The following is a 15,248-nucleotide window of genomic DNA, read 5'->3' as shown; positions in this document are numbered from 1 at the left end:
GTCACTTCAGTCCGATCGCCGAGCAGTCCGCCGCGTACTTCGCCGTGCAGATGTCCTTGACCGTGTAGACGCCGTCCTTGATCACGGTGTCCTCGATGTTGTCCTTCGTGAGCGCGACCACCGGCACCAGCATCGCCGGGATGTCCTTCTTCGTCGGGCTGTCCACCGTGTCCTGGGTCAGCGCGTCGAAGGCGATGTCACGCCCCTGCACCTTGTACACGGCCATGTCCGCCGCGTTGGTCGCCTCCAGCAGGAAGGACTTGTAGACCGTCATGGTCTGCTCGCCGGCCACGATCCGCTGCACCGCGTCGAGGTTGGCGTCCTGCCCGGTCACCGGCGGCAGCTTCGTCGCGCCGGCCTGCTCCAGCGCCTCGATGACGGCCCCCGCCATCCCGTCGTTGGCGGAGTACACCGCGGCGATGTCGTTCAGCCCGATGGACTGGATCGCCTTCTGCATGTTGGCCTTGGCGACCGACGGCAGCCACTCCTTGGTGTCGTACGACTTGGCGATGACCACCCGGCCCTTGAGCTCGCTGAGCGCGCCGTCCTTGAAGAGCTCGGTGTTGGGGTCGGCGGGCGAGCCGTTCATCATGACGACCTTGCTGGTCTCGGCCTTGGTGCCGAGCGCGTCGACGATCGCGCGGCCCTGCACCTCGCCGACGAGCTCGTTGTCGTGCGAGACGTACGCGTCGATCGGACCCTGCGCGAGCCGGTCGTAGGCGATGACCGGGATCCCGGCGTCCTTGGCCTTCTTCACGTCCGCCCCGATGGCCTTGGAGTCCACCGCGTCGACGAGGATCACGTCCACCTTGTCGGCGATCAGCTGCCCGAACTGCTTGCTCTGGGTGGCCGCGCTGGCCTCGGCGTTGGAGTAGACGACCTTGCCCTTGCCGCTGGTGAGGGAGGCGACCCGGGCCTTGATCAGGGGGTAGTCGAACCGCTCGAACCGCGCCGTGTCCTTGTCCGGCAGGAGCAGCCCCACCTTGATGTCCTTGCGGTTGTTCGGCGCCGAGGCCCCGCTGCTTCCGGTGACGCCGTCCACGACCCCGCAGGCGGTGAGCGACAGGGCCGACGCGCAGGCGAGGAGGGGGAGGGAAATGCGAACCGGGGTGGATCTGCGGGGGGTTCGAACGTTCACGTGCGGGTGCCTTCCGGGCGAAAGAACTGGCGGACGCGCTGCGGGGCCACCAAGAGACTGAGAGCCAACGGGCTCGTGGAGACCACGTCAAGACATCCGGTTGTCGTCCCCCACTTCCCTACCGAATCTCCTCATCCCGGGTCTGTTAACTGTAAAGAACCTTGACAGTTGAATGGTCTAGTCCAAAGATGGTCGCTGCTCGTCCCCACCCCCCTCCCTTCCGCCTCCCTGGGAGCGTCAATGAGACGACCTCGTCCGCTGCTTCGCGCGCTGCTGTCCTGTGTCACCGTCACCGGCCTGTCCGCTGGGCTGGTCGCCCTCGGCGGCGGTGGCGCCCTCGCCGCCGAGGCCACGGCCTCGCACCAGGCCCGGCCCCTCCCCGCCCACGTCTCCGCCCCGTACTTCGAGGCCTGGACCGGCGAGAGCCCCGCCCAGCTGGCCGCCGCCTCCGGCAACAAGTACCTGACCATGGCCTTCCTCCAGACGGACAAGCCGGGTTCGTGCACCGCCTACTGGAACGGCGACACCACCCTTCCCATCGACAGGTCCTCCTTCGGCGCGGACATCGCCGCCATCCAGGCCCGCGGCGGCGACGTCATCCCGTCCTTCGGCGGCTACGGCGCCGACACCACCGGCACCGAACTCGCCGACAGCTGCACCGACGTCGACGCGATCGCCAAGGTCTACGAGAGCCTGGTGACGACGTACGGCATCACCCGTATCGACCTCGACATCGAGGCCGACTCCAGCGGCAACACGGCCGCCATCGACCGCCGCAACAAGGCCATCGCGCAGGTGCAGCGCTGGGCCGAACGCACCGACCGGCACGTCCAGTTCTCGTACACGCTCCCGACGTCCACCACCGGCCTGGTCGCCAGCGGTGTGGCCCTTCTCCAGAACGCCGTCGACAACCACGCGCGCGTGGACGTCGTCAACATCATGACCTTCGACTACTGGGACGGCGCCACGCACGACATGGCCGCCGACACCAGGACCGCCGCCACCGGTCTGTACGGCCAACTCGCCGCCCTCTACCCGAAGAAGAGCCCGGCGCAGCTGTGGCGCATGGTCGGCGTCACCGAGATGCCCGGCATCGACGACTTCGGCCCCGAGGAGACGTTCACGACCGCGGACGCCGTGAAGGTCGAGCGGTGGGCCGAGGCCACGGGCATCAACACCCTCTCCTTCTGGGCCCTCCAGCGCGACAACGGCAACTGCGTGGGCACCGCCGGCGCCAACGACTGCTCCGGGATCGCCCAGGACACCTGGTACTTCAGCCACACCTTCGCCCGCTTCACGAGCCGCTAGGGGCTCAGCCCGGGGGGGACACCGCCCGTACCTCCCCGGGGCCGCGGCGGGCAGTTGGGTGCCGCCGCGGCCGTCGTCGGTGGCGTGCTCCGCAGTGCGCGCAGTCCATCGCAGTGCGGGCCGGGTGCACCAAGTGCACAATCCGGCCGTGATCAGGGTCACGGACACCTCGACCACCTGGAAATTCCGGCGCTGAGCTGGGAGTTCGCGGTCCGGGCACGTGGTGTGCAGAGAATCCGCGCAGGAGGCCCACACAGACCTCACACAGTCTTGCGAACCCACCGCTACCGTTGGCGCCCGTTCGATTCTCACGTGCGAACCGTCAGCTAACCGTCAGGAAGACAGCGGATGGACTACTGCTCCTCGTGCCGCCGGCACCTCAACGGCGCCCTGGTGTGCCCCGGTTGCGGTGCCTACGCCCCGGACATCGCACCGATGACCGGACGACATGGGCGTACGGCGCCCGCCACCGCGGCCATGTGGCCGGGATCGGGGTCGGGTCCGGCCGCGGCGCCCGCCTCCGGTGCGTACGGCCACGGGCGCGCCGAAGGCGGTGTCTTCACGGACGCCGACGACGAGGGATTCGCGGACCTCGGCGGTGACGTGGAGATCGGCGCCCCGGCGACCGTGCCCGCGGGCCGCGCGGCCCGGCGCCGGCAGCGGGCCCGCTGGAAGAAAAACCAGCGCCGAGCCGTCGTGGCGACCGCCGTCGCCCTGGTCGGCGGCGGCCTGACCGTCGCCTCGATGGACCGCGGCGGCAACGGCCAGCGCGCCGAGGCGACGACAGCCACGGACCTCTCCAGCATGGGCACCGACGAACTCCCGGCGGACCAGTCGACCCAGTCGATCGCCCCCGGCACCGGCAAGCACCGCAAGCCGGACACGACGGAGGCCTCCAACTCCGGCTCGGGGAAGCAGAGTTCGGCCACCGGCAGCGCGGCACACACGGAGTCGGCGAAGACGCAGCCCTACACGGCCGCGACCCCGAACTCGACCCCCACGACGGCGTCCGCCCAGCAGAGCACGACGACATCGACCACCGGCTCGACCTCGACATCGACTTCAGCGTCGACGGCGTCCTCGACGTCCACGGACACCACGGGAACGAGCACGAGCACGAGTTCAGGAAGCTCGACTTCGACCTCGACGTCCACCTCGGGCACGTCGGAATCCACCGGAACCGGATCCTCCGACACCAGCTCCGACTCGACGTCCCCGTCGGGCCTCTGCGTACTCAACCTGATCTGCGTGAGCTGACAGCCGGGGCGCCCGGTCGCCCGGGCACCCGGCTCAACCTGCCTGCCGCTGTACGGCGGTGACGGCACGCACCATGAGGATGCCGGCGACGGCCGCGCCGATGAGGGCCGCGTCGGCCGCCAGGAGCTGCCACACGTCGTCGTAGGCACGGGCGATGACCTTGTCGGTGGAGTCGGAGTAGACCAGACCGACGCCGCTTGCCAGGCCGACCAGCCACAGCCCCCACCACACGTTCAGCGACCACGGCAGCCGCGCACCGGGCGCGCTCGCCCGGTAGGCGTCGGCGATGATCCCGCGCGGGAACCACAGGTTCACGACGGGCACGATCCATCCGAGGTAGACCCAGATCCCCGCGTAACGCGGCCGGGTCCCGGACAGCGCGATCCCGTTGTCCCGAATCCGCCACACCCACCCCAGGAACGCGAACACGCACACCATCGCGGCGAGACCGGCCCCCGTACTGACGAGGTGGTACGAGTCCTCGAGCGAGTTCAACGGCCGATGGACCCCGCCCCCCTGATCCGGCGGCCCGGAGGCAGGCTCCCCCGCGACAGCGAGCCGTACCTCCCAGAGGGCCCGCAGCGCCCATCCGGCAGCGGCGAGCCCGAGGGCCCCCTGAGCGAACAGACCAGCCCGACGGACCGGACGGAGGGCGGGGGCCGCGGGAGGGGGAGCGGCGGCGGGGGATGCTATGTGCTCGTTCACCGGGGCATCCTCGCGGACACGAGGAGAGTCCCGCCAGGCCGACATGCACACGCCGAGGGCTTTCACGGCTCTTTCACGCGCCGTTTGATGTCCGGTGCGGACCCAGTTCCCGTAGCGCGTCGGCCAGTTGGTCGCCGTCGAGGGGGGAGCCCGGGAGGGGAACCGGTGCCCGGCGCAGGCTGTCGAGGAAGAGGGCGAGGGGCCGCTGCCAGGCGTCCGGCGTGGTCGCGGCGGTCAGGGCCGGCACGGCACGCCCGAGTGCGGCCAGGCCGAACAGGACGTCCTCCGTGCTGACGTCCGCCCGCACCGTGCCCTCCTCCCGCCCGCGCTCCAGCAGGATCTCCAGCGTCCGCCGGTTGTGCGCGTGCACGGAGTCCAGGGCCTCGACGCCCTGGATACGGGTGGTCATGAGGTCGTTGGTGCCACGGTCGGCGGCGAGCGTGCCGAAGACGGCTCGGAGGTAGACGTTCAGGCCGGTCCAGGCGTCCGGCGCGGTCCGGGCCAACTCGCCCGCGGCGGTCGTCCCGCCGAGTTGGTCACGGAAGACGGCGTCGACGAGGGCGGCGCGGGTCGGGAAGTGCCGGTAGAGCGTGGCGTTGCCGACGCCGGCTCGGCGCGCGATCACGTCGAACGGCGCCTCCAGTCCCAGCTCGGCGAACACCTCGTGGGCCGCCGCCACCAAGAGCCCCCGGTTACGCCGCGCGTCCCGCCTCAGCGGAGCCTCGTCCTCGCCCTTGTCCGCGCCATCGACGCCGGTCATTGCACCCTCCAGACAGCTTCCGAGACACCTCGCGAATGAAGTGGGGAGCACTCCCCGGTACTGATGTTATCGTCGACAGCTGAAACGGGGAGCACTCCCCACTTCACTTCTTTCCCTCGGAAGGCTGTGGCGTGAGCGAGAACGGGACGGCATTAGTACTTGGTGGCGGAGGTCCGGTCGGCGGCGCATGGCTGACGGGCGTGCTCGCCGGGCTCACGGACGCGGGCATCGACCCCGACCGCGCGGACGTGGTGATCGGCACCTCGGCAGGCGCGATCTTCGGCACCCGCCTGGCCTGCGGCCAACCCCCACGTGAGCTGTACGAGCGCCAACTGTCCGGCGCCGACGGCATCCACCTGAACGTCACCACCCTCCAGACCCTCCGCTTCCTCTGGGCCGTCCTCGGCTCCCGCGACCCCGAGCAGTCGATACGACGCCTGGGCCGCGCCGCACTGACGGCTCGCACCGCCACTCCGGCGACCGAAATGACCTCTGCGGTGCGGCAGTTGCTGCGCGGGGCGACGGAGTGGCCGACGCGGGCGCTGCGCATCGCGGCGGTGGACGCTCGCACGGGAGAGGTGGGGGCGTTCGAGGCAGGCGGCAAGGCGGGGCTGGTCGAAGCGGTCGCCGCGAGTTGTGCCGTCCCGCTGATCTGGCCCCCGATGGAACTGGCGGGCCGCCACTGGATCGACGGCGGCAGCCGCACCACCGCCAACCTCCAACTGGCCCGCGGATACGCCAGGGTACTGGCCATCGCCCCCGTCCCGACCGCAGTTGGCCCCCACCCGAGCGCGGCCCACCAGGCGGCAGACCTCACGGCCGAGGGAACCGCCGTATCCCTCCTGACCCCCGACCCCACCGCCCGCCGAGCGATGGGCCGCAACATGACCGCGAACTCCCACGTCCCGGCAGCGGCCCGCGCGGGCTACACCCAGGCGACGGCGGTGGCGGAATCGGTGGCCGAGGTGTGGCACGGGAGCGGGCGGTAGGCCCCACACCAGGCACCCCCTCCCAGTCACTCCACCCCTCGGCCACCCACGAAAGGCACTCCTATGCCCGCCGCCCCCACCCTCCAGGAACTGGCCCCCGCCGACCACGACTTCGCGGCCGACCCGTACCCCGTCTACGCAGCCCTGCGCGCCAAAGGCCCGTGCACCGTGTCCTCGTCCCCGAAAGCGGGGAGTGCTGGCTGGTGCTGACCCGGGACACGGCCCGCACCGCACTCACCGATCCTCGCCTGCGCAACGACATCCGGCACTCCTCGACCTGGCGTTCCGACGGCGGCCACGCCTCGGGCCACAACATGCTGCAGAGCGACCCACCCCAACACACCAGCCTGCGCGGCCTGGTGGCGCGGCACTTCACGCCGGGCCGCATAGCCGCACTACGACCGGGAATCGAAGCGACGGCAACCAAACCCCTCGCCGCCCTCCCCCTCCCGGTCACAGTGATCTGCGACCTACTGGGCGTCCCGCCAACAGACCGCGCCCCCTTCCACACCTGGTCGAACGAACTGGTCATGCCCACCACGCCGGAGGCGGCGACGGAGGCGTCCGCCGCACTGGCCGACTACCTCACCACCCTGACCACCCGAAAAGCCGCCGCCCCGGACGGCACCCTGCTGAGCGACCTGGCCTCGGCACAGCCCCCGACCTCACCCCGGACGAACTCCTGGGCATGGCCTTCCTCCTCCTGGTCGCGGGCCACGAAACGACGGTCAACCTGATCTCGGCGACGGTGCACGCCCGCCTCCTCCACCCGGACCAACTGGCGCTCCTGCGAGCGAACTTGAACCTCATCCCGGCAGCAGTGGAGGAGTCCCTACGCCACAGCACCCCCGTACACGCCACGGCATTCCGTTTCGCCGCCGAGCCCCTGAACCTGGCCGGCACCCACATCCCCGCCGGCGACACAGTCCAGATCTCCCTTGCCGCGGCCTCCCGAGACCCCCACCACTTCCCCGACCCCGACCGTTTCACCGTGACCCGCCGCTCCCAACCCCACCTGGCCTTCGGCCACGGCCTCCACCACTGCCTGGGCGCTCCGCTGGCCCGCGCGGAGGCGACGACTGCCCTGAGCCTGCTCATACGACAACGCCGGGTCATGGCCTTCGCCACGGACCCGACCCAACTCACCTGGCGAACCAGCCCCCTATTGCGGAGACTTACGCAACTACCGGTGATATACGACTAGTTGGAGGAACGACTTCGGCGGACTACAACGCGCCAGCAGGAATGTGACACGCAACACACCGGGGCCATCAAGATTTTTTGCCGGTGATACGGGCTCCCGGGCCTAGAGGTACGAGCCTTGTCCCGACCTCTCGCCAAGGAGCCGCACAGTTGATCACCATCTTCGTTGGAGTGGACGACGCAAGCGATCTGCATGAGTTCGCCATCTCAACAGCAAAACAGTTCGAGGAGGATCTCGCAGATCCGCGCGGCAGCGGCCGCATTCGCCCTCCCGCCCCTCTCCCCCCACTTGATCCATCGATGGCCCCAGAAGCACTTGTCATGCGAATCCTCAAGCGAATCCAGGACACCAGGGAGCGACTTGAGGAAGAGAACGTCTACCTTCGGTCCATGTGCCCCAGCTGTCCGACCAAGGGGAACAAGCAGTGCTCACGGCTTACGCGATACTCCCGTGACGACGCCGCCGATGTCGCACATTCGTCAGTGAACCTCATCTCCGAGGCTCTGCTCATGCTCGCCAATGCCTGCGGGCCGCAACTCACCCCCATCACTCGCGAAGCCCTGCTCGCCGCCCTGACAGCGCGCAACGCCGCCATCGAGGGCGATCACGAAGCGGTCGACGAGTTCAGCCGGATCTGGCTCGGCGTGAACCATCCAGAGCGATGGCGCGACGCGGTGGAAATGGCATTGCTGGGCGAATGGGTGAAGAGCCTCGGCAGGGGCACTCTCCGTGACCCGGCCGTAGTGGATCTCTTGAAGAGCCACACTCAGATCGAGCATCGGCACCTTCAACCGCTCTGGGAGCGCAAGGTGAACGGCAGACGGACCTCATTGCTCAGCCGGCCGGTGGGGGGCGACCTGACCGTGCGAGACCTGCTCGTTGAGCATCGAACTCCAGAGACGGAGGTCTTGCACAACGAGCACGAGAGTCGGGTCAATACTGTGCTGCACGGACTCGCACCCGACGAAGCGATCGTGGCGACGAGATGGGCCGAAGCACCGGATCTCAGCTGGCAACAGGCGGCGCTTTCCGAGCAGTTCCCCGAAACGTTTGGCGAACGGGTCCGACGTAAGTTGAAGCGCCTCGGAAAGGAGTACATCGCACGCGCACAAGCCGCATCCAATGCCGTGGCTGGTGTGTCATGACCTGCCAGGGGGAAATGTGCGACTTGCAACGGGTCACCCGAGGCATCCTGCCGAATGCACCCAGCGGTCCGGCGTTCACCGCAATGGCCAGCACGGGAATAGTCACCACCACCATGGTCGCCGGCGTCATTCCGCCCGACTCACTATGGCCGTTCGTGGTGCTGTGCCTTGGCTCCATGGCATATGACCTTGGCGTCCGAGCTGTGCCGCACGCCTAAATCGATGGGAGCCACACACGTTGAGGTGGCTCCCATGCCATGACAGCGACGGCGAACGATCAGTGCACCGATCGCGCGGTGGCTGGTGAGGAACTGTTCGAGACCCTCGCCCACCGCGTGGTCGCCCACAACGGGCGGTCGCGCCGGCGGGCCGAGTGGATCGCGGACCAGAGGGTCGCCTTCCTGGTCTCGGACGGCAGCCGCCCGCCCAGAAAGAGAGCAGACGTTGTCCGGGTCACCACCTGGGCTGCCGATCGTGGTGCTCGACGCGCTCATGCCGACGGCTCAGCACCACGTCGCCAAAGTCGGCCCTCCGATCGAGGCCACGGCTGAGTGGTCCGCCCAGCCCTGGACCGCCGTCGCCCCCACGCGCGAAGGAGCCGTGCTACTCCGCCTCGGACTGGTCAACCTCGCCGACCTGTACCGGCTGTGGGAGCCGTTTCGTCGGCCAGGATCGTCGATCGAACCGCAGCTCAGCGTGGCCTTGGGCGGCGTCCAGGCGCACACCGCATCGGCCTCGCCCTTGCCCTTGCCCAGGGCGGACGTGCATCTGAGGGCTACGACTTTCCGTACCGCGGCTGCCTCGTCCACGACGAAGCAGACGCCCCACGAGCCGTCCAACGAGAGGCTGAGGCCAGCGGTCGACGCAGACCGGCCAACCATCTACGAGGCGGGTAAGGCGCTCAGCCGCATCTGACGTCCAGTCGTCCTCGAGATTCCGAGGGCTGCCCGCTCGGGCTCCACACCAACTCCCCGGACACAGATAGGAGTTCAGTCACCAAGCCACCTCCCCCGCGTCCTCGAAGAAGCCTCCGGTCGGGCCGTCGTCGGGCAGGGTCGCGAGGTGGAGGGCTATCGCCGCGCCCTGCTCCGGGGTGCGGACGCCCCGGAAGCCGTTGAGGTCGGTTGCGCAGTAGCCGGGGCAGGCGGCGTTGATCAGGATGTTCGTGTCGTGCAGTTCCTTGGCGTACTGGACCGTCACCGCGTTGAGGAACGTCTTCGACGGGGAGTAGGCCACGGCGATCGGGCCCACCTCGGCGCCGGGGGTGGTCTGGAGGGTCAGGGAGCCGACGCTGCTGGACATGTTGACGATCCGGGGGGACGGGGAGCGGCGGAGCAGCGGCAACATCGCGTTGGTGACTCGGATTACGCCGATCACGTTCGTCTCCACGGCCGTTCGGACCGTCGAGACGTCGACCGTGGTGGGCAGCTGAGGTGCGTTGCCGGTGATCCCCGCGTTGTTGACCAGCACGTCCAGGCGTCCGGCGCGGGCCTCGATCAGCTCGGCCGCCGCGGTCACGCTCGCGTCGTCCGTCACGTCCAGCGGTACGGCGAACGCGTCGACGCCGGCCGCCCGCAGCTTCGCCACCGCGGTCGAGCGGCGCTCCTCGTCCCGGGCGCCCACGCCGATCCGCCGGCCGAGCGCGCCCAGGCCCGCCGCGATCTCGTATCCGATCCCCTTGTTCGCGCCGGTCACCAGCGCGACGGTCTGTTCGTTCATACCGTCGATCCTGGTCGGGCCCGGACCGGATCGGCCAACACCGATCGGGTGGGCATCGATACCGCCCGGGTATGGATCCTGGTCGGGTGTCGATACCGGTCGCCTCGGTAGCATGACGGTGTGGAGACGCGGGAGTTGCGGTACTTCGTGGCGGTCGCCGAGGAGCTGCACTTCGGGCGGGCCGCCGAGCGGCTCGGGATGGCGCAGCCCCCGTTGTCGCGGGCGATCAGTCGGCTCGAACGGCGCCTCGGGGCAACCCTGTTGGAGCGGACCAGCCGCGCGGTCGCGCTCACCGGTGCCGGGTCCGTGCTCCTGCGCGAGGCCCGCGCCGCACTGGACGCCGTAGAGGCCGCCGAGCGCCGTACCCGCCGTGCCGCCGCCGGCCACCCCGGCGTGGTCCTCGCCACCAAGGCCGGCGCCTCCGGCGAGCTGCTGGCGAAACTCCTCGACGCCTACGCCGCCGAACCCGACGCGGTCACCGTCGACCTGCTTCTGTGCGGGATCGGCGAACAGGAACGCATGCTGCGCGACGGCCGGGCCGACGTGGCGCTGCTGCACCTGCCGTTCGACTCGACGGCCGGCTTCGACACGGAGGAACTCCGCACGGAGAGGCAGGTCGTGATCCTGCCGGGCGGGCATCCCCTGACCGCCCGGCCCCATGTCCGCACGGCCGAGGTCACCGGCCTGCCCGGCCTGCCGCTGCCCCGCTGGCCCGGCCCCGACGGCACGTATCCGGACGGCCCCGGACCCCAGGCACGCGACCACGCCCAGCTCTTCCAGCTGATCGCACTCGGCCGCGCGTGCTGGATCGCGCCGGAGTCCTGCCGGTCCCAACTGCGTGACGGTCTCGTCGCCGTACCCGTGTCGGACGCCCCGCCCGTCACCACCGTCATCGCCTGGCCGCCCCACAGCCGGTCCCGGGCCGTCGCCGGGCTCGTCCGGGCCGCGACCGGTTTCTGACCCGTCAGCCGAAGCGCCCCGCCACATAGTCCGCCGTGCGCGGGTCGTTCGGGGTGCCGAAGATGTCCGTCGTCGGCCCTGACTCGACGATTCCGCCCGGCGTGCCCTGTTCGGCCAGGAAGAAGGCGCACTGCTGGGAGACCCGGGCGGCCTGTTGCATGTTGTGGGTGACGATGACGACCGTCACCTGGTCGGCCAGTTCGTGGATCGTTTCCTCGACGCGGCGGGTGGACGTGGGGTCCAGGGCCGAGCACGGTTCGTCCATCAGCAGCACCCGGGGGCGTACCGCCAACGCCCTTGCGATGCACAGGCGTTGCTGCTGGCCGCCGGAGAGGGCGCCACCCGGCTTGCGGAGGCGGTCGCGGACCTCCTTCCACAGGCCCGCCCGGGACAGGGACTCCTCGACCAGCTCGTCCTTCTCGCGACGGCCGGCGCGCGTTCCGGTCAGGCGCAGGCCCGCCACCACGTTGTCGTAGATCGACATCGCTGGGAACGGGTTCGGCTTCTGGAAGACCATGCCGATACGGCGGCGCGCGTCCGTCAGTCGCCACGACGGGTCGTAGATGTCCTCGCCCTCGAACAGCACCTCGCCGCCGAACTGCGCGGACGGGACCAGCTCGTGCATGCGGTTCAGCGTGCGCAGGAACGTCGACTTGCCGCAGCCGGACGGTCCGATCAGTGCCGTCACCCGGCCCGCGGGCATGGTCAGCGACACCTGGCTGAGCACCTGGTGGCTGCCGAACCAGGCCGAGACGGACCGCGCTTCGAGGGTGGCGGGAGCGGCGCCGGCGGTCCCCGCGGAAACGGTGGCCACCGGCGGCAGGACCACCGTGTCGGTCATGGGGTCGGTCGCGGCGGCCGCAGCGTCGGTCACCTTGGTCAAGGGCTGGGTCGCGTCGGCGGGCGAGCCGCTCGCGTCGGTCAGTTCGGTCACGTCGGTCACCTCGGGGGATGCGGTCACAGCAGGTTGGGGAGGAGTTCGGTCATGCGCGTGGCGACCTGGAGGCCGAGCACCGCGACGACCGGCGCGAAGACGATCCACGTCTGGTGGCGGCCCCAGCGGTGCCAGGCCCACACTGCGGCCACGGCGGCCAGCAGCAGCGCCTGAAGCCACATCACCAGCGGCCAGGGCACCCCCGAGGGGCGGGCGAGGGGCTCCTCGGAGTCCGGGAGCGTGCCGGAGCGGATCACCGCCGACGGCGTCTGGAAGGGCGCGGAGACCAGGTCGGCGTCGACACGGAGCACTCCGGCCGGCATGAAGCGGGCGCCGGTGGCGGTGACCAGGACCAGCCGGCCCTTGCCGGTGGCGAGCGGCGCGGGCGCCTCGTCGCCGGCCCGGCGGACGTCCAGGACCTGGTACGTCGCCTTGCCCTGCCCGGTGATCACGGTGAACTTGTCGCCCTCGGTCAGCGAACCCAGCTTCCCGAAAGGACCGCCGTAGGCCGCGGCGCGGCCCATCAGCACGCTGGTGCCGGCCTGGCCCGGCATCGGGGTGTCCCGGCGGTGGCCGGGCCCGTCGGTCAGGACGGACGAGTCCGTGCCCTCCAGGACCACCTGGCTCATCCCCAGCCTGGGGATGTCGACGATCGCGACCGGGGTGCCCGGCGCGAGCAGCTTCCCGTCCTGGTCGGTCTGCGCCACCGGGGCGGTCCCCAGGGCGAGTTGACCGCGCAGCTCGTCGAACGCGGCGTGCTGCGCGGAGTGTTCCTGGACGCCGCTGATCAACAGCAGCTGTGCGGTGATGCCGAGGAGCAGGGCGGCCAGGCTCAGCAGGCCGCCCCGGGCGAGATGGCGGACCACGGTGACGCTCGGCACGCGCGGCAGCGTGAGTGTTACGGCGACCGTCACGGCGGCCCGCCTCCTTCGCGAGGTTCGGGAGTTCCGAAGGGGGCTGCCGGGGAGGAGGGGCCCTCCCCGGCAGCCCGTGGGGAGATGGATCAGGTGGACTTGATGACGAAGTTCGCGCCGGTCTTGGCGTTCACCGTCGAGGAGCCCGTGTAGGTGGCGTGCAGGGTGTGCTTGCCCTTGGCCAGCTTCGGCAGCGTGATGGTGACCTTGCCGGCGCCCAGCGTGCCGGTGGCGATGACCTTGGTGCCGTCGTAGATCTTCACCGTGCCGCCGGGGGTGGTGCCGGTGGCCGTGACCTTGACGGTGACCTTGGCGTGCGCGGTGTGGCCGACCGTGGCGGGCGCGGTGCTGCTGACGGACGCGGTGGCCTTGGTGACCTTGAGGGTCGCGGTCGCCGAGGACGACAGCAGCTTGCTGGTACCGGGGTAGGAGACGGTCAGCGAGTGCGAGGCCACCTTGAGGTGGTTCGAGAGGGAGACCGTGACCTTGCCGGTGGTGGCGTCCAGCGTGCCCGTGCCGAGGACCGTGGAGCCCTCCTTCACGGTGACCTTGCCGGTCGGCTTCACGCCGTGGCTGCCGGTGACCGTGACGGCGACCTTCGGGGTCTTGCCGTAGGCGGTGGTGGAGACGGAGGCGGTGGTGGAGCTCTTGTACTTGACCGCGCCGGCCCAGTTGGCCGCCGCACCCGTGCCACTGAGGTTGTTGCCGGTGACCGTGGCCGTGTACTTGCCGATGGCCAGGCCCGTGAAGCTCACCGAGGTCGTGGTGGCCGGCAGGTCCTTGGCGGCCACGACGGCGCCGTCCGAGCCGTACAGCGTGACGCGGTAGTCGGTCAGCGGCAGCGCGGTCGCGTCGGGGGCGGTCCAGCTGAGCTTGACGCTCTGGTCGCCCAGCGAGGCCTTCACAGCCGGGGCGGCCGGTACGGCGGTGGAGATGCCGGTGCCCTCCAGGCCGCCCTGCTTGGCGTGCTTGGCCAGGTTGACCGAGCCGTTGTAGGACTCGTTGACGAAGCCGAAGGAGGAGATGACGCCCTCGGCGGCGTCGGAGGCCAGCGCGGCGGTGTGGCTGCCGCTGGTGACGAAGACGTCGTAGAGGTCCTTGTCGAAGAAGACGCTCGTCGGGTCCACCGCGCGGGTCGGGACGACGTTGTAGACGTCGCGGCCGAAGGTGGAGTTCTCGTAGTACGCGTTGACCGGCGCGAGCTTGCCGTTGACCGTGGTCACCGGGCTGGTGGCGCCGCTGTCGCCGGGCAGCTGGACGGCGGCCAGGTGACCGCCCGCGGCGGCCGAGGTCTTGGTGTAGTCGGGCGAGACGCCGTTGTTCTGGGCGATCCAGCTGCCGACGGAGAACGGGACGAGGGCGCCGTCCTCGGTGAGCGCGGCGTTGCCCTGGTTCTCCTGGACGACCGTGACGTTGGAGGTGAGCTCGGTCTCCTGGAGGCCGATCGCGTTCAGGAAGAACTTGCGGGTGCCGGAGCCGGACTGCGGGATCCGCGGGTGCACGGTCTGGCCGTTCACCGTGGTCAGGCTGCCGTTGTAGATGTCGTGCAGCTGCTGCACGGTGAGCGTGTCGAGCGCCGAGCCGCGCACCGCGACACCGACGGCGTCGCGCGCCATCGGGACGTAGGTGAGCGCGGTGCCCGACGCGGACGGGCCGCCGGAGGAGCGGGCGAAGTCGACCTGCCCCTTGACGGCGACACCGGAGGAGTCCGGGTACGCCTCGCCGGTCAGCGACTTCGTGAGGGCGATACGGCCGTTGCCGGAGCCGTTCGGCCGCGCGAAGGACGGCCCACCGGAGCGGGTGGTGATCTTCGACGTGGTCGAGCCGGTGCCGGGCTCGATCGCGTCGTAGGAGGCGACACCCGCGCCGGACGTCGACTTCACGGCGGTGGTGGCGTAGCTGATGCTGTTGACGGTGTCGCCGGCCAGCGCGTTGAGCACGTCCTGGGTGGTGTCGGAGCCCACGCCGACGAGCTGGCGGAAGGTCCCGGCGGGGGTGGGGTCGGCGTACGCCGGGCTCGACAGAGCCAGGCCGCCGGCCACCACGGCGGCGGCGACCAGCGTCGCCGTGTAGCGCGTAGTGCGCATGGAGAGTCTCCGTGACTGTGCGAAGGGGTTGATCTGGCAGGGTGGTACGGGCCGTCCGCCCCGACTGCCTTTCGGGGCGGACGGCCGTCTGTGGGGAGTTCTCGAACTCCGTGAGGTGCAGCGCCCCT

13 protein-coding genes and 1 pseudogene are annotated in these 15,248 nt (G+C 70.2%); 7 read left to right on the top strand and 7 right to left on the bottom strand.

Annotation, left to right across the window (positions count from 1 at the left end; genetic code table 11):
• Position 1: 1 nt before the first annotated feature.
• The gene (locus tag ACQEWB_RS25265; RefSeq protein WP_432834691.1) at positions 2–1,138 is read right to left on the bottom strand and encodes a sugar ABC transporter substrate-binding protein; all 1,137 of its coding nucleotides are present in this window, start codon (positions 1,136–1,138) and stop codon (positions 2–4) included.
• Positions 1,139–1,378: 240 nt separating this feature from the next.
• Between ACQEWB_RS25265 and ACQEWB_RS25260 the strand changes: the two genes are divergently transcribed.
• On the top strand, positions 1,379–2,446 hold the full coding sequence (locus ACQEWB_RS25260) for a chitinase (RefSeq protein WP_432834689.1): 1,068 nt from the start codon (positions 1,379–1,381) through the stop codon (positions 2,444–2,446).
• A 348-nt stretch (positions 2,447–2,794) separates the two neighbouring features.
• Complete coding sequence (locus tag ACQEWB_RS25255; RefSeq protein ID WP_432834687.1) at positions 2,795–3,703, top strand: SCO2400 family protein; 909 nt, start codon at positions 2,795–2,797, stop codon at positions 3,701–3,703.
• A 33-nt stretch (positions 3,704–3,736) separates the two neighbouring features.
• On the opposite strand, the gene ACQEWB_RS25250 is transcribed toward ACQEWB_RS25255, so the two are convergent.
• Together ACQEWB_RS25250 and ACQEWB_RS25245 are read right to left on the bottom strand one after the other, a co-directional pair.
• Positions 3,737–4,198, bottom strand: coding sequence for a DUF4328 domain-containing protein (locus tag ACQEWB_RS25250; RefSeq protein ID WP_432834685.1), 462 nt, complete (start codon positions 4,196–4,198; stop codon positions 3,737–3,739).
• Positions 4,199–4,481: 283 nt separating this feature from the next.
• Positions 4,482–5,168 (bottom strand): TetR/AcrR family transcriptional regulator, encoded by a 687-nt coding sequence (locus ACQEWB_RS25245; protein WP_432834683.1) that lies wholly within the window; start codon positions 5,166–5,168, stop codon positions 4,482–4,484.
• A 131-nt stretch (positions 5,169–5,299) separates the two neighbouring features.
• Here ACQEWB_RS25245 and ACQEWB_RS25240 point away from each other — a divergent pair, with 131 nt between their 5' ends.
• The 4 genes and pseudogenes from ACQEWB_RS25240 (at position 5,300) to ACQEWB_RS25225 (ending at position 9,421) form a co-directional block, all read left to right on the top strand.
• Positions 5,300–6,157, top strand: a complete 858-nt coding sequence (locus ACQEWB_RS25240) for a patatin-like phospholipase family protein (RefSeq protein WP_432834681.1) — start codon at positions 5,300–5,302, stop codon at positions 6,155–6,157.
• A gap of 63 nt (positions 6,158–6,220) precedes the next feature.
• Positions 6,221–7,361: pseudogene (locus ACQEWB_RS25235) on the top strand (cytochrome P450 family protein).
• 149 nt (positions 7,362–7,510) lie between these two features.
• Entirely contained in the window at positions 7,511–8,506 is a 996-nt protein-coding gene (locus tag ACQEWB_RS25230) for a hypothetical protein (protein WP_432834679.1), read from the top strand.
• Positions 8,507–8,980: 474 nt separating this feature from the next.
• Positions 8,981–9,421 (top strand): hypothetical protein, encoded by a 441-nt coding sequence (locus ACQEWB_RS25225; RefSeq protein ID WP_432834677.1) that lies wholly within the window; start codon positions 8,981–8,983, stop codon positions 9,419–9,421.
• 78 nt (positions 9,422–9,499) lie between these two features.
• Here ACQEWB_RS25225 and ACQEWB_RS25220 read toward each other — a convergent pair whose 3' ends face one another.
• Complete coding sequence (locus ACQEWB_RS25220; RefSeq protein ID WP_432834675.1) at positions 9,500–10,225, bottom strand: SDR family oxidoreductase; 726 nt, start codon at positions 10,223–10,225, stop codon at positions 9,500–9,502.
• Between the two features lie 120 nt (positions 10,226–10,345).
• On the opposite strand from ACQEWB_RS25220, the gene ACQEWB_RS25215 reads away from it, so the two are divergent.
• Positions 10,346–11,185, top strand: coding sequence for a LysR family transcriptional regulator (locus ACQEWB_RS25215; RefSeq protein WP_432834673.1), 840 nt, complete (start codon positions 10,346–10,348; stop codon positions 11,183–11,185).
• A 4-nt stretch (positions 11,186–11,189) separates the two neighbouring features.
• Here ACQEWB_RS25215 and pstB read toward each other — a convergent pair whose 3' ends face one another.
• The 3 genes from pstB to ACQEWB_RS25200 all read right to left on the bottom strand — a co-directional run bounded on the left by pstB (position 11,190) and on the right by ACQEWB_RS25200 (position 15,120).
• Complete coding sequence (gene pstB / locus ACQEWB_RS25210; protein ID WP_432844001.1) at positions 11,190–12,026, bottom strand: phosphate ABC transporter ATP-binding protein PstB; 837 nt, start codon at positions 12,024–12,026, stop codon at positions 11,190–11,192.
• Positions 12,027–12,142: 116 nt separating this feature from the next.
• Positions 12,143–13,033, bottom strand: coding sequence for a sortase (locus tag ACQEWB_RS25205; protein WP_432834671.1), 891 nt, complete (start codon positions 13,031–13,033; stop codon positions 12,143–12,145).
• 89 nt (positions 13,034–13,122) lie between these two features.
• Positions 13,123–15,120: an Ig-like domain repeat protein gene (locus ACQEWB_RS25200; protein WP_432834669.1), complete on the bottom strand. Its 1,998-nt coding sequence runs from the start codon at positions 15,118–15,120 to the stop codon at positions 13,123–13,125.
• Positions 15,121–15,248: the final 128 nt, after the last annotated feature.

Origin of the sequence: Streptomyces sp. CA-249302, assembly GCF_050936785.1 — a bacterium.
Classification (GTDB): Bacteria; Actinomycetota; Actinomycetes; order Streptomycetales; family Streptomycetaceae; genus Streptomyces.
Note: the sequence above shows the minus strand (reverse complement) of the source record. Positions and strands in the feature narration are given on the sequence as shown.